The organism is Micromonospora sp. URMC 103, assembly GCF_051386435.1.
Classification (GTDB): Bacteria; Actinomycetota; Actinomycetes; order Mycobacteriales; family Micromonosporaceae; genus Micromonospora.
Window position 1 is genome coordinate 1,581,683 of sequence record NZ_JBPQTR010000004.1, and the last position, 18,846, is coordinate 1,600,528.

Sequence of the window (18,846 nt, forward strand, 5' to 3'; positions counted from 1 at the left end):
GCGCCCCAGGGCCGGTTCAACCGGCCAGCATCTCACGGACCAGGGGTACGACGCGGCTGCCGTACAGTTCCACGGCCCGCATCCGGGCGCTCACCGGCTGGGCCCCGGCGGTGTAGATGAGGTCGAACCGGCCGACGCCGAGGCCGCGGATCGCGTCGGCCATGCGGCGGGCCACGGTCTCCGGCGAACCGATGTAGAGGGAGCCGAGCTCCACCTCGGCGTCGAACTCCTCGCGGCGGATGCGCGGCCAGCCCCGCAGCGCGCCGATGCGGTCGCGCATGACCCGGTAGTGCGGCCAGAACACTTCCTTGGCCTCCTCGTCGGTGTCGGCGATGAAGCCCGGCGAGTGCATGCCGACCGGGTACGCCGTCGTGCCGAACTGCTCGGCGGCCCGCCGGTAGAGGTCGATGTAGGGCGCGAAGCGCTGGGGCGCGCCGCCGATGATGGCGAGCATCAGCGGGAAACCGTAGTGGGCGGTACGCACGACCGACTGCGGCGAGCCGCCGACACCCACCCAGGTCGTGAGATGCCCGGACTCGGTCTTCGGGAAGACGTCGGCGTTGTCGAGCGGAGCCCGTTTGGTGCCGCTCCAGGTGACCGGCTTCTCCTCCAGCAGCTTCGCGAACAGCTCGATCTTCTCCTCGAACAGCACGTCGTAGTCGCTGAGGTCGTAGCCGAACAGCGGGAAGGACTCGGTGAACGAGCCGCGGCCGAGGATGACCTCGGCGCGGCCGTTCGACAGCGCGTCCACCGTCGCGAAGCGCTGGAACACCCGGACCGGGTCGTCCGAACTCAGCACGGTCACGCCCGACGCGAGCCGGATGCGCGACGTCCGCGTGGCGATGCCCGCCAGCACGGTCTCGGGCGTCGACACCGAGTACTCCGGCCGGTGGTGCTCGCCGAGGGCGATGACGTCGACGCCGAGCTCGTCGGCGAGCACTGCCTCGTCGACGACCTGCCGGATCGCCGCGGCGTGCGACACGGGCCGGCCGGAGTCGTCCTCCGGCACGTCGCCGAAGGTGTCGAGGCCGAACTCGAGATCAGACATGGGTGGGCTCCTTCGCCAACAGCTCCCGGACCCGCGGGGCCACCTCGCTGCCGAGCAGCTCGATGGAGCGCGCGCGTGCCTCCCGGGGCAGGTGCATGATGTCGTACTTGAGGTCGAAGCGGTTCAGCCGCAGGTCGCGGGCCATCGTGGCGATCTTCTGCGCGACCGTCTCGGGGGAGCCGACGAACAGCGCCCCGTGGTCGATTTCGGCCTCGTAGCGTCGACAGTCCGGCTTGTAGAAGCCGCGTTCCTCGGCGAGCTGCGCCACCACCGGCTGCCAGTACCGCCACCAGGTCTCCACCGCCTCCTCGTCGGAGTCCGCGACGAGGCCGAGCGAGTGCTGCCCGACCGGCTGCGCGGAATGCCCGAACTGTTCGAGCGCCCGGAAGTAGAGGTCGACGTGACCGGCGAACCGCTGCGGGCGTCCGCCGATGATCGCCAGCATAAGCGGAAGTCCGTAGCGGGCGGCGCGGATCACGGAGTTCGGGCTGCCGCCGACGCCGATCCACGTGGGGATGCCGCCGGGCCGCATCCGCGGGTGCAGCTGCTGGGCGACCAGGGGAGCGCGTACGGTACCCGACCAGGTGACCGATTCCTCCCGCTGGAGCCGGACGAAGAGGTCCAGCTTCTCTTCGAACAGCCGCTCGTAGTCGGCCAGGTCGTAGCCGAACAGCGGAAACGACTCGGTGGCCGACGCGCGCCCGAGGACCATCTGGGCGCGGCCGTTGGACACCGCGTCGAGAGTGGCGAACTCGTGGTAGAGCCGTACCGGATCGTTCGTGCTGAGCACCGTGACCGAGGTGCCCAGCCGGATCCGTTCCGTCGCGGTCGCGATCGCGGCGAGCAGCACGGGCGTGGCCGAGTCGTTGTGGCCCTTCCGGTAGTGCTCGCCCACGCTGAAGACGTCGAGGCCGACCGACTCCGCGAGCCGTGCCTCCTCGACGAGCAGGCGCACGGTCTCCGCGTCGCTCAGGACGCGGCCGCCCTCGGTGGCGACCTCTCCGAAGGAGTTCAGCCCCAGCTCGAACCTCTCGGCTGTCATCGTCCCCTCCTCACGCTCGCTCCCGGCGGCGATGCTCGTCGCGGGGGAGTTCCCGACGATTGACATGTCAATCATGCTAGCCTGCTAATTGACATGTCAATCAGGGGGGCGAGCATGACGATGGCCACACCCGACCGGCGGAAGGGACGCCGGCTACCGAACGCGGAGGAACTGCGCGCCTGGCGCTCCTTCGTCGAGACGACCGAGGTGGTCAAGTCCCGGATCGCCTCCCGGCTCCAGAGCGACTCCTCGCTCTCGCCCGGCGACTACGCCGTTCTGCTCGCCCTCAGCGAGGCGCAGGACCGGCAGATGCGCTCGTCCGAGCTCGCGGCGCACATCGGCTGGGAGCGCAGCCGGCTCTCGCACCACCTCGGGCGGATGGAGCGGCGCGGGCTCATCCAACGCCAGGAGTGTGCCACCGACCCCCGGGGAGCGGAGATCCTGCTCACGGCCACCGGATCCGAGGCGTTCCGGGGAGCAACCGTTCCCCACCTGCGCGCCATCCGCGAGCTCTTCGTCGACGCCCTCACGCCGGAGCAGATCGCCGCGGCCGGCGAGATCGCCGCGGCGCTGCGCGCGCACCTCGACGCGCGGCCCACGCAGTAGTCCCGCCAAAACCGCGAAGGCCCTGGCCGGACGTGTGTCCGACCAGGGCCTTTCGTTCGCCGGCGCGTTCCGGTCGACGGCGCCTCACGACGCGCGGCGCACCGGGCGCGCCCGTCAGGCGACGAAACGCGTACGGCGGCGGCGCGCCACCACGAACAGGGCGGCGCCCACGGCCAGCAGCGCGGCGGCGGCACCGCCCAGCACGATCCCGGACGTGCCGGTGATGGGCAGGGACGGGTCCTCCGCGCCCCCACCGCCGCCGGCGGCGCCGGCCCGGTTCACGACCAGCTCGGCCACGTCGTTGCCCGTCGCCGCGTCCGGGTTCGAGGGCGTGGCGGTCACCGAACCGCGCAGTTCCCCGGCGGTGTCGATGCGCAGCCCGAAGCTCCACGTGACGGCCTGGTCGACCTCGAGCGGGTGGACCGCCGTCGTGCAGACGTACGCGGCGTCGGCCTTCTCGCAGCCGGCCGGCACCGTGGTCACGGTGGTGCCCTTCGGCGGAGTGACGGTGACCATCGCGGCTGGCTCCGTGAGGCCCGAGGCGTACGCGGGACCGAGGTTCCGGACCCCGACCGCGGCCGTGACCGTCGACCCGACGGCGCCGCGCACCTCGGCGCCCACGGCGCTCACGTCGGCGCGGTTCGTGCCCTCGACCGTGAGGATCACGGTCTGCGAGTCAAGAAAGACGGAGTCCTCGGTCTGGGCGCCCTGGGCGCGCAGGGTCGCGGGCTTCTTCACGAGCCGCAGGTCGCCCTGGGTGCCACGGGTCGGGTTGGTGGCCCGGACCATGTCGAGGTTGTCGCGCCCGTCGACCGGGGTCGAGAACTGGAATGACGCTCCCGCGACCCCCGGCGCCGGCACCTCGGGGCGCAGCCGCAACGGCAGCTCCTCCGAGAGCACGTACTCCCCGCCGGCGGCCAGCGTCGTGTCGAAGTGGCAGTACGCGGCGAAGCTGCCGTACTCGCAGTTGTTGTACCGCTTCGGCACCGTGAACGGGGCCTCGTAGAGGAAGAACATGTCCACGCCGGTGATCGCGTTGTCCCCGGCGTTCTTCACCGAGAGCGGGTTCGTGAACGTGTCGCCCGGCTTGGCCTTCTTGCTGATGATCGGCCCGACCTCGAGCGCGACCTTCTCGCTGACGGTCACCTTCGACGTCTTGGTGAACGTCTGCTCCCGGCTCGTGACCTTGACACTCACCTCGCCCTCGTCGCCGACCTTGGCCGCTGCCTCCGGCCGGAGGGTGAGGTAGGTGATGCTCGCGAACTGGCTCTCCGACGTGAGGTTGTCGAACGCGCAGGTGATGATGCTGCCCGCCTGCTCGCACGGGTCGAAGTCGAACGTCTTCTTCGCCGTGGCGACACCGGCGAGCTTCGACGTGTCGATCGTGACCGCCACGTCGTGCAGGGTGAAGTCGCTGTCGTAGTTGTAGAGGTAGACCGACTGGGTCTTGCCGAACGATCCGGGCACCAGCGCGGTGTGGTCGAAGGTGAGCTGCGTGCCCTTGGGCAGCGCGACCGCGGACACCGGCGCGACGGCGCCGGCGCCGAGCAGGCCGACGGCGCAGGCGCCGAGCCAGGCGGCGGCCCGCAGTAGGCGTGGACGATTCACAAAGATTCCTCCCCGTTGATGGCGGGGGTGATCATAGCGGCCGGGACCAGCGGCGGCGGGTTGCCTACGCGTCCCGTGTGGACGGAGTCGGGCGGGGCGGGCGGCGGCCAGACTCAAATGTTGCTCAATTTCCCCGCTCGGCATGCCGTCGTGTTACGACGACCGGCCTAGGTTCAGACCACTTCGCCGGATCACGGCGACCGGTGCCGCACCCGAAGGAGCGCCATGGCCCCTACGCCGCCCACCGACGCCGACCTGAACGTCCTGATCAGGGCCCGGCTCGCCGCCATCGGTATCGACCTCGACCAGTTGCCGCCCGGCACCGCGCCCGACCCGGAGACCGGCGCCCCGGGGCGGGACGCCGTGCTCGCCTCGCTGCGCTCGTTCGTGCGGGGCACGGTCGCCTCGCTGGCCGCGTACCAGCCGCCCACGCCCGACGCCGCCGACCCCGAGGCCGCCAGGGCGCTGTCGCAGCAGCGCGTGCCGATCCTGTACCCCGCGAACAGCACGGAATGGCGGAAGGCATGACCCAGCCGTTGGATCGTTCGATCGACCGTCGGGCCTTCCTGGCCCGCGCCGCCGCGCTGGCCACCGCCTCCGCGGCGGGTGCCACCGTCGCGCTGCCCGCGATGGCGGCCGCGGCCGACCCCCGGACCGCGTCCGAAACGGCGCGGCGGAGAGGCCCGGCGCTGGACCGGCCCAACGCCTACGCCAGGCCCCGGCCCGAAGCGCTCGCCGACCCCACCGAACTCACCATCGCCGAGGCGGGCTGGCTCATCCGGGCCGGCAAACTCAGCCCGGAGGAACTCGTCGAGGCGCACCTGGCGCGCATCGCCACGTACGACGGCGTCTACCGGGCCTTCAACCTCGTGCTCGCGGACGCGGCCGTCGCGGCGGCGCGGGCGGCGTCCCGCGGCCCCCGGCGCGGCGTGCTGCACGGCATCCCCCTGGCCGTGAAGGACAACTACTACACCGAGGGCGTCCGCACCACGGCAAACTCCTTCCTGTTCCAGGACTTCGTACCGCCCTACGACGCGACCGCCGTGGCCCGGCTCAAGGCGAGCGGCGCGGTCGTGCTCGGCAAGACGCAGATGGGCCCTCTCGCGACGACCCGCGCCACCACGCCGGCCGGCGTCGTCACCACGGTGAACGCCTGGGCGCCGACCAGTCCCGGCGTCGACCCGGGCGGGTCCTCGACGGGCAGCGCCACCGCCGTGGCCGGCCGCATGGCCGTCTCCGGCATCGGCACCCAGACCGGCGGTTCGATCACGTCACCCTCCAACGCCCAGGGGCTGACCGGTCTCAAGCCGACCATGGGCCGGGTCTCGGCGGCCGGCATCATTCCCCTCACGTACACGCGGGACCACCCGGGCCCGCTGGCCCGTGACGCCAAGGACGCCGCCATCATGCTGACCGCGATGGCCGGCGAGGACCCCGCGGACCCCCGCAGCCAGGGTCTGCCCGACGTGCCCGACCTGATCGACGCGGCCACCCCCGTCCTCCAGCGCAACCGGGTCAGGCTCCGCTGGAACACCCGCGTCGGCGTGCTGCCCGGCTTCACGGACGGGACCTCGGCCACCGCGCTGGCCCGGCAGGCGTACCTCGCGAAACTCGCGGCGATCCCCGGCGTCACGCTGGTCGACGTGCCCCTGCCCGAGGAGTGGAGCCTGCTCACCGGCGGCACCTTCAACAACGTCCGCCTGCCCGAGCGCAGCGAGCCGTTCATGCCGTACCTGCGCACCGATCTGCGCGCCTTCGGGGTCACGCTCACGAGCTGGCTGCAGGGGGCGTTGATGGGCGGCAACGAGTTCATCACGGGCCAGCGCGCCAAGCTGGTGCTTCTGGAGCGTGTCCTCGACGGCCTCTTCGGCGCCTGCGACGTGGTGGTGCAGACGGACCCGGTGCCCTTCGACATCATCGGCCTGCCGGAGATCGCCTTCCCGATCGGGTTCACCGACGCCGGGCTGCCGATCGGCACCATCCTCGGCGGCCTGCCGTACGCCGAGGACCGGCTGTTGTCCGTGGTGGCCGCGTACCAGGCGGTCACCGACTGGCACCTGCGCCGGCCGGCCGACCCGCCGACCGCCGCCGCCCGGACCCGCGCCGCGGAGGCGCCGCGACTGACGGCCGAGCAGGTCGCCGAGCTCACGCAGTGAACGCCGGCGGAGGGCGGGAGCGCGCTCCCGCCCTCCGCCGGTCCCGGCCGATCGACGACGCTCAAGTTTTCCTCAATTGCCGGCCGCGCCGTTCCCGCGACGAATCGAAGCCTGTTGAATCGATCTCGTCCGATCTGGCGCGGCCGCCCCTGTCGGTTCCTGTCCCGTCGTGCGATGTGCTGTGGAGGGCGAACAGGTGAAACGAAGACTGTCTCGAACGGCGGTGCCGGTCGCGTGTGTGCTGGCCCTGGTCAGCACGCAGGCGTTGACGTCGGCGACCACGGCCACCGCCCGGGACCGCGTCCCGAAGCCGGAGGCCGTGATCGGCTGGACGCCGTGCGCCGACTTCAAGCTGGCGACCTACGAGCAGATCGCCGACTACTACCGGAAGCTCGACAAGGCCAGCGACCGGATGCAGCTGGTGGAGATCGGCAAGACCAGCGAGGGACGGCCGCAGTTGATGGCCATCGTCTCCTCCGAGAAGAACCTCAAGCCCGAGAACCTCCGGCGCTACCAGGAGACCTCGGTGCGGCTCTCGCAGGGCGACAAGCTCCCCGAGAAGGAGGCGCGGGCGCTGGCCAAGAGCGGCAAGGCCATCGCGTGGGTCGACTTCGGCATCCACTCCACCGAGGTCGCGGGGCACCAGACCGCGCCGCAGTTCGCGTACGACCTGGTGACCAGCGAGACGCCCGAGGCGCGCGCCATCCGGGACAACGTCATCACGCTGCTCGTGCCGAACGTCAACCCGGACGGCGGCACGAAGGTCGCCGAGTGGTACCGCAAGAACCTGGGCGGGCCCTACCAGGACGCCAACTTCCCCGAGCTGTACCAGAAGTACGCGGGTCACGACAACAACCGCGACTGGTACATGTTCAACCTGCAGGAGACCCAGAACGTGGGCCGTCAGCTGTTCCACGAGTGGATTCCGCAGGTCATGCACAACGTGCACCAGAGCGCCGTCTTCCCGGCGCGGATCAGCATCCCGCCGTACGAGGACCCGCTGAACCCGAACATCCACCCCGAGGTGGTCCGGGGCGTCAACCTCGTGGGCGACGCGATGGGCCAGCGGCTGGACCGGGAGGACAAGGTCGGCGCGCTCGCCCGCCAGTCGTACGACATCTGGTGGAACGGCGGCGCGCGGACCGCGCCGTATTACCACAACCAGATCGGCATCCTCACCGAGACGGCGCACGCCTCGGCGACGCCCCGCTACTACGACCCGGCGACCTTCCCGAAGACCTTCGCGGACGGCACCTCCACGAGCGAGCCGTCGGTCTTCTACCCCAGCCCCTGGCCCGGCGGCGAGTGGCACCTGTCGCAGAGCTGCGACTACATCAAGACGGCGTCGTGGGCGATGCTGCGGGTCGCCAGCGACGACCGGGAGGCGCTGCTCAACGGCGTCGCGAAGATGGCCCGGGACGGGGCACGAAACGGCGCGAAGACCACCTACGTTATCCCCGCCGACCAGGCGGACTTCCCGACCGCCACGAAGCTCGTGGACAAGCTGCGCTGGAACAACATCCGCGTCGAGCGGGCGGTGAACGCGTTCACGGTGGGCGACCGCAGGTACCCGGCCGGGAGCTACCTCGTCCGGGAGGCCCAGCCCTACCGGGCCGCCGTGCTGGACCTGCTCAACCCGCAGAAGTACCCGGACCGCCGGCTCTACCCGGGCGGCCCGCTGGAACCGCCGTACGACATCACCGGCTACACCCTGTCCTTCCAGATGGGCGTCACCGTCGACAAGCTCAGCCAGAACGTGCGGGCGAGCACCGTCGAGGTCGACTGGCCGGCCGTGCCGAAGGGCGTGGTGGCGGGCGCACCGAAGTACGCGTACGCCCTCGACCCCCGGGTCAACGACAGCGCGGCGGCCGTGAACGCCCTGCTCGCGGCGGGTGACAAGGTGGCACGCAGCGACGGCGAGGTGACCACCCGGACGGGCAAGCTGCCGGCGGGGACGTTCCTGGTCACGCCCGGGGCCGGCACCGACCAGCGGGTGACGGACCTCGCCACCCGGTTGGGGCTCAGCATCGCGGCCGTGGACGCCAAGCCGGCGAACGTGACGGCGCTCGCCGCGCCCCGGATCGGCCTGTACGACGGGTTCAACAACTACGACGAGGGCTGGACCCGGCTGATCCTCGACCAGTTCGGGTTCGGGTACGAGCGGCTCACGAACGCGGCCGTGCGCGCCGGCGACCTGCGGGCGAAGTTCGACACGATCGTGCTGCCCGACGCCACGTACAACTCGATGCGCAACGGCCGGGCGGCGGGCTCCCTGCCGCCGGAGTACACCGGCGGGATGACCGACGCCGGCGTGGCCAACCTGAAGGCGTTCGTGGCGGCCGGTGGCACGGTCGTCACCCTCAACAAGGCCGCCGAGCTGCCGATCAAGGCGTTCGGTGTGCCGGTCCGGGACGTCACCGAGGGTGTGGAGGAGACCCGGTACAACATCCCCGGGTCGGTGCTGAACCTGAACGTCGACGCTGACGACCCGGTGGCCGCCGGATTCGGGTCGACCGCCTCGGCGTTCGTGGCCGACGGGCCGGCGTTCGAGGTCGCCGACGGCGCCCAAGGCGTCTCCGTGGCGGCCACCTGGCCGAAGACGAACCTGCTGAAGAGCGGTTTCCTCCTCGGCGAGGACGTCATCGGCGGGAAGGCCGCCGTGGTGACCGCGAAGGTGGGCGAGGGGCAGGTCGTGATGATCGGCTTCAAGCCGCAGCACCGGGCACAGTCGCACGGCACCTACCGCCTGCTGTTCAACGCGATGTACCTCGGCGGTCAGGGCTGACCTGACCCCGGTGGGTGGTCGGGCGCGTCGGCGCCCGGCCACCCACGAGGCCGCCGACGACGGTACGACCGGCCGAGGCGACCTCGTGTCCTGCATGTGTCGGAAGACGGGCCGGTCCACCTGCCGACATCTGCACGGTGACCGCGCGACGGGCCGGCTCCTACATTCGCAGGGGACAAAGTGATCATGTGGACGGTCAACGGTGCCGGCACCGATCACCCCCTTACCAACCCCCGACCTGAAGAGGTGACCCGATGCACCTTCTGCCCAGCAGGCGCGCCGCGTGGCGCTCGGTGCTGGCCGCCGCGGTCGCGACCGTCGTGGTCGCGAGCGGCTCCGCCGGACCGGCCACCGCGGCGCCGGGCCGTCCACCGGACGGGCCCGCCCCGTTCCAGGTGCTCGACCCGCAGAACTGGCAGAACCCCGACACGATGACGTGGGACGACTACAAGCCGGTGCCCAACAAGAACTGGGCCGATCCCACCGTGCGCGGCTCCGTCCGCAACTTCAAGATCGCGCTGGTCACCCTGGACTACCCGGACCAGCCGTTCGTCATCACCCAGCCGCCGGGCTCGACGGTCTTCGGCAACCCGCAGGCGACCGCCTCCAACGTGCCGCGGAGCCAGGTTCCGCAGTTCTACCAGGACTTCCTCAACAAGCCGGGTGACCTCAACAAGGGGCACACGCTGCACGAGTACTGGATGCAGGACTCCAACGGCCGGTACGGCGTCGACCTCAGCGGCTTCGGCCCGTACGAGATGCCCGCGAAGTCGTACCAGTACGGCATCGACAATGGCTTCAACCCGGGCGCCTGCCCGTCGGGGGAGACGTGCGCCCGGAACATCCGCACCGACGGGCTCGGCGCCTGGCGCGCCGCCGTCGGCGAGGAGGTCGCGAACAGCTTCGAGCTGGTTTTCATCCTCTCCGCCGGGCAGGACGAGTCGTCCACCTGGCAGGAGTTCGGCCAGATGATGTTCCAGACCAAGGAGGACGTGCCGGACGCGTGGGGCCCTCCGGACCCCGCCCTGCCCAACTACGCGAAGACCCGGTACGTCCCGTGGACGTCCTGGAAGGCGGCCTCGACCATCTGGCCGAACGCGGGCGGCGGCTCCTCGACCCAGGCGGAGAGCTCGGGTCAGGGCACGTACGCCCACGAGCTGAGCCACCTGCTGAGCATCGGTGACAACTACAACAACCCGTACGGCACGCCACTACGACGCGCCTACAGCGGCATCTGGAGCATGATGTCGCGCGGCTCCTTCAACGGGCCGGGCGGCCCGCACACCCGCTGGCAGATCCCGCCGGTCAACGGCGGCTCGATGGGCTCGCTGCACACCCTCCGGGACAAGTTGAAGATCGGGCTGCTCGGTGAGGAGCACGCGCTGCGGCTGTCGCGGGAGGGTCTGGCCTCCTCCGGCATGGTCGTCGCCGACGTCACGGCCCGTGCCGTGGACGCCGGCGAGGGCGGCCTCACCGGCATCAACGTCGCCATGGACGCGGACCGCTCCCCGGCGTGCGACACCAGCGCCGACCCGCTCTGCGACGGCGGCCGGTTCAACAACTACACGGTCGAGGTCGTCGACCGGATGGGCGCCGACTCGTTCACGCCCGACCACGGCGTGATGATCAGCAAGACGAAGAACAACGACAGCGCGCCGTTCGTCTGGGTCGTCGACGCGAACCCGCAGGACATCGACATGGTGGACTTCTACCAGCCGAACGGCACCCCGCAGAAGATCACCATGGGTGACTACCGGCAGCTGTCCGACGCCCTCTTCCACGCGGGCGCCAACTCGGGCAGCGAGTACGAGTACGTGGACGAGGCCAACCGGCTGCACTTCTACGTGCTCAACCTGCGGCGCGACGGCGACGGGGTGCTGTCGTACACGGTGGCCGTCCGCTCGCTGGACGGCGCCGGCCCGAGCACCCACGGCGTGAAGCTGTCGAAGGGCAAGCTCGTCACCCGGGGCAAGCCGGGCGACAAGGGCGCGAGCTGCAGCTTCGACCTGGCGAACACCGGCCGGTACGTGGCCGGGGCGCAGTCGCACCCGGAGGACGCGAGCGCGTACCTCAAGTCCGACGTGTACCGTCTCTCGGCGAGCGTCGGCGGCCGGGGCTGGAAGGTGGAGCTGCCCAACGAGCTGGCCACCGCGGAGTTCGGCGACAGCACCCAGGTCAACGTCTCCGTCGGCGCCGACCGCGACGCGACCGCGACCACCCTGGTGACGCTCACCGCGACCTCGGAGAGCGACCCCAGCAAGACCGTGACCAGCCAGTGCCGGGTCGAGCGACCCCGCGCACAGCTCGGCTGACCTCGCGGCAACGCCCGGGGCGGCGGCCGACGTGCCACCGCCCCGGGCACCATTCCGGAACGACCTGGGAGGACCGATGCGTCGCCTGCTCGCAGCGTTGTGGCTGCCGGCGCTGCTCACCGGCGCGCTGACCGCCTGCGGTGGTGACGCGGAGGAAGCCCCCTCGGCGATGACCGTGCGGGTGCTCGTACGCGACATCAACATCCGGCCGGAAGGCGTCGAGTGCGCCGGCACGGGCCCCTACACCCACTTCCACAACCGGGCGCCGTTCCAGGTGATCGACGCCGGCGGCGAGACCCTCGCCGAGGGGGCGCTGCCGGCGGGCACGTCGGTGGCGACCTTCGAGGAGGACCTCGAGGTGGAGCGCGTGCCCACGTACTGCGAGTTCGCGGTGCCGGTCACGGTGGCCGCGCGGGACGCCTACCGGCTCGTGGTCGACGGGCACCCGCCCATCGCCCTGACCCCGAACGACAGCGAGGGACCGGCGCTCGTCGCCGTGGTGCCGTCGTGACCCGCCGCCGCGCCACCCGGCTGACCGCCGTCGCGCTCGCGCTGGTCGGCGTGCTCGCCACGACCGCCTGCTCGGGCGACGACGGTACGCCGGCGAAGCCGCCGCTCGCCGGCGGCGCGTCGGCGCTGCCCGGCCCCGCGCCCGCGGGCCTCGCGCTGCGCCCGGCCCCGTCCGGCGCGCCCGGCGCGCCGGCGGTCACCGGAACCCTCACCGACGGCACCCGCGTCGCCTTCGCCGACCTGTGGGCCGCCCGCCCCGTGGTGCTCGTGTTCTTCAGCTCCTGGTGCACCGTCTGCCAGCAGCGCCAGGACGCTCTCAGCGAACTGGCCCGCACCCACCGGGACAGCGTCGCGTTCGTGGGCGTGGCCACCGAGGACACCGCCGACGACCTGCAGCGGTACCTGCGGGACCACCGGGTGGAGTACCCGGTCGTGGTCGACGACGACGGGGCGATCTGGCGGTCGTACGCCGTCCGCGAACCCCCGGCCGTCGTGATCGTCGCCAAGGGTGGCGCGCTGCTGCGGGGCTGGCCCGGCGGGGTCGACGCGGCCGCGCTCGACGCCCGGCTGCGCGAACTGGTGCTGCCTTAGCCGACCGTTAAGTAACGCGCCGGCGGGTCTCCCCGGCGTCGCGCGCTGGCAGACTGTTCCGGTGCCCGCCACCGACCCGCCCGCTCCCGCCGGCCGCCGCCCTCGTACCTCCGTGATCGTCGCCGTGGTCGCCGCGCTCGCCGTGGCGGTCTCCGGCGGCGCGTGGTCGCTGCGCCGGGCGACCGGCGACGGCGGCGCGGCGGCCCCGCGCGACGGGGCAGTCCTCGACGTGGCGGCCGTTCCGGGGGCGACGGCCGGCGCCACCGGGTGCGCCGGCCGGCCCGCGCGGGCACCCCGCGAGCTGCGCGGCATGTGGCTCACGACCGTCAACAACATCGACTGGCCGAGCCGGCCCGGCCTGCCGGCCGAGAAGGTCCGGGCGGAGTACCGGGCCTGGCTGGACCTGGCGGTGCGCAACCATCACAACGCCGTCTTCGTGCACGTGCGGCCCAGCGGGGACGCGCTGTGGCCGTCGGAGTACGCGCCCTGGTCGGAGTGGCTGACCGGGCGCCGCGACGGCCGCGGTCCCGGCTGGGACCCGATGGAGTTCATGGTCGCCGAGGCGCATGCCCGCAACCTCGAGTTCCACGCCTGGTTCAACCCGTACCGGGGCGGCCAGCCGGCGTCCGTGGGCGGGCCCGGTCCGCGGCTGGACCGGCTCGCGCCGACGCATCCGCTGCGGCGGCACCCGGGCTGGGCGGTGACCTATCCCAGCGCCGACCGGCCCGGCAGCCGTCTCTACTTCAACCCGGGCATCCCCGAGGCGCGCCGGTTCGTCGAGGACGCGATGCTCGAGGCCGTCCGGCGGTACGACGTCGACGGGGTGCACTTCGACGACTTCTTCTACCCGTACCCGGAGGCGGGACAGGACTTTCCGGACGGCGCCACGTACGCCCGCTACGGCCGGGGGTTCGCCGACCGGGACGCCTGGCGCCGGGACAACGTCAACACGCTGGTCCGTGAGATGAGCGAGCGGATCAAGGCGACCAAGCCGTGGGTGAAGTTCGGGATCAGCCCGTTCGGCATCTGGCGCAACAAGCGCACCGACAAGACGGGCTCCGCGACGGCCGGCCTGCAGAGCTACGACGACATCTACGCCGACACGCGGCTCTGGGTGCGGAAGGAGTGGCTGGACTACGTGGTGCCGCAGCTGTACTGGCCCATCGGGTTCGACAAGGCCGACTACGCCACGCTGCTGCCGTGGTGGGTGGCCACCGTGAAGGGCACCCGGGTGCAGCTCTACATCGGCCAGGCCGACTACCGGGTGGGCGAGCGGGGCCCCTGGCGTGACCCGGGTGAGTTGGACCGCCAGTTGGCCCTCAACCGCCGGCACGGAGTGAACGGAAGTGTGCACTTCAGTGCCACGCAGGTCCGCGCCGACAAGCTCGGCGCCGTGAGCCGGTACCGCAGGGCGCACTACGCCGGCCCCGCGCTGCTGCCTCCGATGGCGCAGCTACCGGCCGCGCCACCGGCGGCGCCCACCGTCACCGACGTCCGGCGTACGGACGGCGGCGGGGTGGCGCTGACCTGGCGGGGGAGCGGCGCCGCGAGCTTCGCCGTCTACCGGCTCGACGCGGACGCCGCCCACCTCGTCGGCACCACCCGGGATGCGGCGTGGGTCGACCCGGCCGCCCCGCCCGGCCGCCCCGTCTCCTACTGCGTGTCCGGTGTGGACCGGGTGGGAAACGAGGGCGGCCTCAGCGCGGCCGTGACCATCGACTGATCAGAAGTCGTCGACGTTCACCGTCACCCGGTGCTCGCTGGACCTCCAGTTGGGCACCGTCACCACGTCGAGCCCGCCGCCGCGCTGGTCCACGGCGATGGACACGAGACCGAGGTGCGCGGGCGCGGCCGGAATGAACACGTCCATGCCGGTGATGAAGGTCTGGCTGAAGAACTCCGGCAGCGGCGCGGTCAGGTCGGTGACCCGGTCGCTGCCGTCGTCGAACGCGAAGACGGCGATGGCCCGCTTGGCGCGTGGGGCGTTCGCCGCGTTCAGCACGTTCCGGCCGTTGATCCAGAGCTTGTCGCCGGCCTCGCCCTGGTCACCCCACCACTCCTTCTGCCGCTGGATGGTCAGCGCCGTGTGCCGGTCGCTCGTGTCGACCAGCGCGCCGAGCCCCTCGCCGGGCGCGCTGGTCAGCAGGCGTACGAACGAGTCGGAGCGCAGGAACGGCTGGAAGTAGAAGTGGTGCGTGGCCGCGTCGGGGCGTACGACCGCGAACTCGTACCGGGCCGTGGCGAGCACCGGGAACGGCCCGAACGAGCCGTCGCCGGTCAGGGGCACCCGGTGCGCGGGCCGGTTCGACAGCCGAGCGCCGGTCAGCGGGTTCACCGGGTAGACCTCGAGCGTGGCCCCCGTGACGCCGACGTTGCTCGGGAAGAGCACCGCGCGACCGGACACCCGTGCGGTGCCGAGGATCTGGGGCACGATCCGCGTCGTGTGGGGCGCGCGGCCCCGGAAGAACCGGAAGATCTCCCCGAACGACTCCTGCGACGACACGGTCTGGGTGTGGGACTGGTCCGGGAAGTACACGTTCCGCGCGCCCACGATGGCCCGCGTCGGGTCGCCCTCGCCCCAGATCGCCAGCGTGGGCACGCCACCGGGAGGAGCCGTGGCGGTGCGCCCGTCGAGGTTGACGTAGTGGGCGACCCGCGCGGCCCGCGCCGGCGAACTGCCGAGGTAGCCCTGCATGACGAACGTGCCGAGGGAGTGGCCGAGCAGATCGACCTTGTCGGCGCCGGTCGCCACCAGGAGCCGGGAGATCCGCGCGTCCAGGCCCGCGTAGATCTGGGGCAGGATCGTGGCGACGTTCGGCGAGTCGTACTCGTGCGCCTCGATGATGTCGATCGGGTAGCCGTTGCTGGCCAGGCGCTTGGCCTGGGTCTGGAACTGCGACGCCGATCCGGCGCTGCCGTGCACGAAGATCACGGGACGGTACGCCGGCCCGGCGGGCGCGGCCCGGGCGGGGGACGGGACGGCGGCGACGGACAGGCCGGCGGCGAGCGCCGCCCCGGTCACCAGGGAGAGCAGCCTTCGACGAGAGGTGTGCATCGATCCTCCGGATTGGCGGACGTGTTTTTGCACTAGGAGCGCAAGTATCGTCTCAGGCCGATGGCCGGGAATCCACACCCTGAGGGCCGCTTGAGACCCGGTCGCGCCTCAGCGGACCGAGGCGTACGCCAGCGGCAGCGGGGTGGGCTGACCCTCCCAGGAACCCGTGAGCCGGCTGCCCGGCAGGTCGACGGGGGCGCCCAGGCGCCGGACCACGGCCAGGTCGAGAGGGCCGGCGACGATGCGGGTCGGGTCGCCGTCCTCGACCCGATCGAGGGCGGCGATCCCGGGTACGGCGGCCGGCTGGGCGCCCTCGGTGGTGAGCGCCATGCTCGGCGCCCGGTACTCGCGCCGGCCGTCCACTTCGAAGTACGCCTGGGCCTGACCCGCGCCGGCGAGAACGGCCTCCGCGAGGGCCGCCGCGTAGACCGGGTCGCCGCAGGCGTCGTACACCCAGCGTCGGCCCAGCACCGAGTGCTCGCACGTGCCGACGAGCCACGTCTCTGCACCGTCGACAGGCGCGGCCCGGTAGGTCAGCGGTACCTGGTGGACCGGCCCGGCGCCGGCCCGCACGAGCATGGTCTCGATCCCGACCTCGCCGGCCGGGTCGTCGAAGCGGTACGCCGCGACGCGCACGAGGTCGGCGCCCGCCTCACCGGAGAACCAGGAGCGGCCGGGCAGCCAGGCGGCCAGCAGTTCGATCTTCGAGGGGTGCACTTCCGCACGGTGCAGCAGGGCCATACGCGGGATCATAGGTCGTCCCCACCCGCCCGTCGATCATGCAGTTGTGGTGCCTGAGACCTGTGTCTTCGCCGGGTTCGTACCCCACCACAACTGCATGATCGACACTTGGGTGGGGGTTCTACGGCGTCATGAGCCCCAGGCTCATCGTCCTCGTGAGCGTGGCGTTGTCGTCGTCGCCGTCCAGCGACCAGGCCATCGCCCCGGCCAGGCCGGCACGCCGGATGTACAGCGTCTTCTGCAGGACGACGGCCGGGTCGTCGTACGTCCACAGCGTCGTGCCGTCGAACAGCCAGGCGTGGCCGGCGCGGAGGTCGCGGTGCACGGCGAACCCGTTGCCCGCCAGGGTCTTGAGCTGCCGGTAGTCCTCGTAGCCGGGCTCGAAGGTGGCCGGCGCAGGCCCGGCTGCGGGCTGGAACAGGCCGTCCCCGCCGCCGGTGACGCCGGTCCAGCCGCGACCGTAGTACGGGATGCCCAGGACCAGCTTCCCGCGCGGCGCGCCACGGGCGATCCAGCCGTCGATGGCCACCTCGGCGGAGAAGTCCGGGTCGTCCGGCGCACCGGCCGGCACGCGCAGCGCCGACTGCTGGTTGGTGACGGCGTCCCAGCCGCCGTGGAAGTCGTACCCCTGGACGGTGGCGAAGTCCAGGTACCGGAAGATCTTGCGTCCCTCGTACCCGGCGTCCATGGTCGCGGGGTTGGCCGGCAGGAACGCGGTGAGCGCGTAGTGCTTGCGGGTACTCCGGCCGTACGCGTCGAGCTGCCGGCGGAACTCGGCGAGCAGCTTCGTGAAGTTCTCCCGGTCCTCGGGGCGTACCACGTTGCCCGGCTCACCCGGCCAGTTCGGCCACTCCCAGTCCAGGTCGATGCCGTCGAAGACGCCGGCGGCCGCGCCCGGCCCGCCACTGCCACCGTCGAGGACCGGCAGGTTGCCCTTGAGGTAGAGGTCGATGCAGGAGGCGACGAACGCCTTACGGGAGGCGTCGGTGCGGGCCGCGTTCGAGAAGTACGTCGACCAGCTCCAGCCGCCCAGCGAGATCAGCACCTTGAGGTCGGGGTGCCGGGCCTTGAGCTTGGCCAACTGGCCGATGTTGCCGTTGAGCGGTTCGCCGAAGGCGTCGGCGACGCCGTCGACGCTCTCCTCGGCGGGGACGGGGCGCTGGTAGTCGGCCCACGCGTCGCCCTCGCCCGGGCCGCCGTCGACGAAGCAGCGGCCGTCCTCGCTGACGTTGCCGAAGGCGTAGTTGACGTGGGTGAGGCGGCTCGCGGCGCCGGAGGTGTCGAGTTTCTTGACGGGGAAGGCCCGGCCGTAGATGCCCCACTGGGTGAAGTAGCCGACCCGGTGGTAGCCGGCGCGGCGGTCGGAGCCGCGGTCGGCGCTCGCGGCGGTCGGCGGGGCGATGGTGACGAGCGTCGCCGTCAGGGCGACGAGCGCGGTGAGGCGGCGGTGGCGGAACGGTCGCATCGGCACTCCCGGTAGGGATGAGCGAGATTAGTAAAGAGACCTTTCTGATTGATGAAGCTAAGCCGATCACTGTCCGGGGTCAAGGGTTCGCGCGACGTCCGGGTCTCCGCCAGCACCCGGGACCGCCGACCGGAACGCCTCCGCTACGCCGCCGGCCGGTCGGTGACGCGCGCGCTGCCGGGATGCGGCGGTGGCAGCACCCGCAGCGGCGGCGTGGGGGACTCCTCCCGGGCGGGCAGGCGCCACCCGGGCCGGTCGTTCGGTCGCCGGCTCGGCGGGCCCCCTGGGCGCAGCCGAGGACGGGACAGGGCGGCCACGATCGCGTACCCGGCGATCAGGAAGCCGTGGCTCACGAGGCGGGCCGGGTCGACGCGGCCCGTCACGAGGTCGTTCACCGACAGCAGGACGAGCGTGCCGACGAACGCGGTGAGCATCGGCAGCAGACCGGTCGACGGGGTGCGGCGGGCGGCCACGAACAGGAAACCGGCGCCGATCGCGACGTTCCACGCGGCCGCCTCGTGCCACAGGTGGCCGGCGGAGAGGATCCCCTCGGTCGCGGCATGGTCGTGGGCGGCGCCCGGCCCGCGGCCGATCTGCGCGAGGCCGAGGACGAGCTGGAGGGCGCCGATGAGCCCCAGCACCGTGCGCAGGCCCACGACGAGGCGGGAGCGGTGCCGGGACGCGCGGGGCGCCGGCACGGCGGCCAGGATGGCGGCCGTCAGGTCGGCGGGGGGCGCCGCCACGGACAGGCGCGCCCGGCGGGTCACGGCGGCGGCCCCGTCGAGCCACCGCCGGCAGTCGGCGCACGTGGTCAGGTGCGCGTCGGCCCCGTCCCGTTCCGCGCGGGTCTCCTCGCCGTCGAGCTGCGCCGACAGCACCTCACGCCAGTGCTCGCACTCCATGTAACGGTAGTCGTCCGGAAGCCGG

At 72.1% G+C, this 18,846-nt stretch carries 15 protein-coding genes; 8 read left to right on the top strand and 7 right to left on the bottom strand.

Going from position 1 to position 18,846, the window contains the following annotated elements; translation table 11 throughout:
* Window positions 1-16: 16 nt before the first annotated feature.
* On the bottom strand, window positions 17-1,048 hold the full coding sequence (locus tag ACSNOA_RS10995) for an LLM class flavin-dependent oxidoreductase (protein WP_436657851.1): 1,032 nt from the start codon (window positions 1,046-1,048) through the stop codon (window positions 17-19).
* The gene (locus tag ACSNOA_RS11000) at window positions 1,041-2,156 is read right to left on the bottom strand and encodes an LLM class flavin-dependent oxidoreductase (protein ID WP_436657852.1); all 1,116 of its coding nucleotides are present in this window, start codon (window positions 2,154-2,156) and stop codon (window positions 1,041-1,043) included. The genes ACSNOA_RS10995 and ACSNOA_RS11000 overlap by 8 nt, the downstream gene beginning before the upstream one ends.
* A 27-nt stretch (window positions 2,157-2,183) precedes the next feature.
* On the opposite strand from ACSNOA_RS11000, the gene ACSNOA_RS11005 reads away from it, so the two are divergent.
* Entirely contained in the window at window positions 2,184-2,696 is a 513-nt protein-coding gene (locus ACSNOA_RS11005; RefSeq protein ID WP_436657853.1) for a MarR family winged helix-turn-helix transcriptional regulator, read from the top strand.
* Between the two features lie 114 nt (window positions 2,697-2,810).
* On the opposite strand, the gene ACSNOA_RS11010 is transcribed toward ACSNOA_RS11005, so the two are convergent.
* Window positions 2,811-4,304, bottom strand: a complete 1,494-nt coding sequence (locus tag ACSNOA_RS11010; protein ID WP_436657854.1) for a hypothetical protein — start codon at window positions 4,302-4,304, stop codon at window positions 2,811-2,813.
* A gap of 225 nt (window positions 4,305-4,529) precedes the next feature.
* Between ACSNOA_RS11010 and ACSNOA_RS11015 the strand changes: the two genes are divergently transcribed.
* The 7 genes from ACSNOA_RS11015 to ACSNOA_RS11045 all read left to right on the top strand — a co-directional run bounded on the left by ACSNOA_RS11015 (window position 4,530) and on the right by ACSNOA_RS11045 (window position 14,381).
* Entirely contained in the window at window positions 4,530-4,832 is a 303-nt protein-coding gene (locus tag ACSNOA_RS11015; protein WP_436657855.1) for a hypothetical protein, read from the top strand.
* Window positions 4,829-6,460: an amidase gene (locus ACSNOA_RS11020; RefSeq protein ID WP_436657856.1), complete on the top strand. Its 1,632-nt coding sequence runs from the start codon at window positions 4,829-4,831 to the stop codon at window positions 6,458-6,460. The genes ACSNOA_RS11015 and ACSNOA_RS11020 overlap by 4 nt, the downstream gene beginning before the upstream one ends.
* A 196-nt stretch (window positions 6,461-6,656) precedes the next feature.
* On the top strand, window positions 6,657-9,245 hold the full coding sequence (locus ACSNOA_RS11025) for a M14 family zinc carboxypeptidase (protein WP_436657857.1): 2,589 nt from the start codon (window positions 6,657-6,659) through the stop codon (window positions 9,243-9,245).
* Between the two features lie 254 nt (window positions 9,246-9,499).
* Entirely contained in the window at window positions 9,500-11,557 is a 2,058-nt protein-coding gene (locus ACSNOA_RS11030; protein WP_436657858.1) for a M6 family metalloprotease domain-containing protein, read from the top strand.
* A gap of 76 nt (window positions 11,558-11,633) precedes the next feature.
* A complete protein-coding gene (locus ACSNOA_RS11035; protein WP_436657859.1) occupies window positions 11,634-12,068 on the top strand; it encodes a hypothetical protein in 435 nt (144 codons plus the stop codon).
* Window positions 12,065-12,658: a redoxin domain-containing protein gene (locus ACSNOA_RS11040; protein WP_436657860.1), complete on the top strand. Its 594-nt coding sequence runs from the start codon at window positions 12,065-12,067 to the stop codon at window positions 12,656-12,658. Before ACSNOA_RS11035 ends, ACSNOA_RS11040 begins: the two co-directional genes overlap by 4 nt.
* Window positions 12,659-12,719: 61 nt before the next feature.
* Window positions 12,720-14,381: a family 10 glycosylhydrolase gene (locus tag ACSNOA_RS11045; RefSeq protein WP_436657861.1), complete on the top strand. Its 1,662-nt coding sequence runs from the start codon at window positions 12,720-12,722 to the stop codon at window positions 14,379-14,381.
* Here the strand turns inward: ACSNOA_RS11045 and ACSNOA_RS11050 are convergent, their stop codons facing one another.
* The 4 genes from ACSNOA_RS11050 to ACSNOA_RS11065 form a co-directional block, all read right to left on the bottom strand.
* A complete protein-coding gene (locus ACSNOA_RS11050; RefSeq protein ID WP_436657862.1) occupies window positions 14,382-15,713 on the bottom strand; it encodes an alpha/beta hydrolase in 1,332 nt (443 codons plus the stop codon).
* Window positions 15,714-15,821: 108 nt separating this feature from the next.
* A complete protein-coding gene (locus ACSNOA_RS11055; protein WP_436657863.1) occupies window positions 15,822-16,454 on the bottom strand; it encodes a CG0192-related protein in 633 nt (210 codons plus the stop codon).
* 121 nt (window positions 16,455-16,575) lie between these two features.
* On the bottom strand, window positions 16,576-17,919 hold the full coding sequence (locus ACSNOA_RS11060) for a glycoside hydrolase family 18 protein (protein ID WP_436657864.1): 1,344 nt from the start codon (window positions 17,917-17,919) through the stop codon (window positions 16,576-16,578).
* 143 nt (window positions 17,920-18,062) lie between these two features.
* A complete protein-coding gene (locus tag ACSNOA_RS11065; RefSeq protein WP_436657865.1) occupies window positions 18,063-18,821 on the bottom strand; it encodes a zf-HC2 domain-containing protein in 759 nt (252 codons plus the stop codon).
* Window positions 18,822-18,846: the final 25 nt, after the last annotated feature.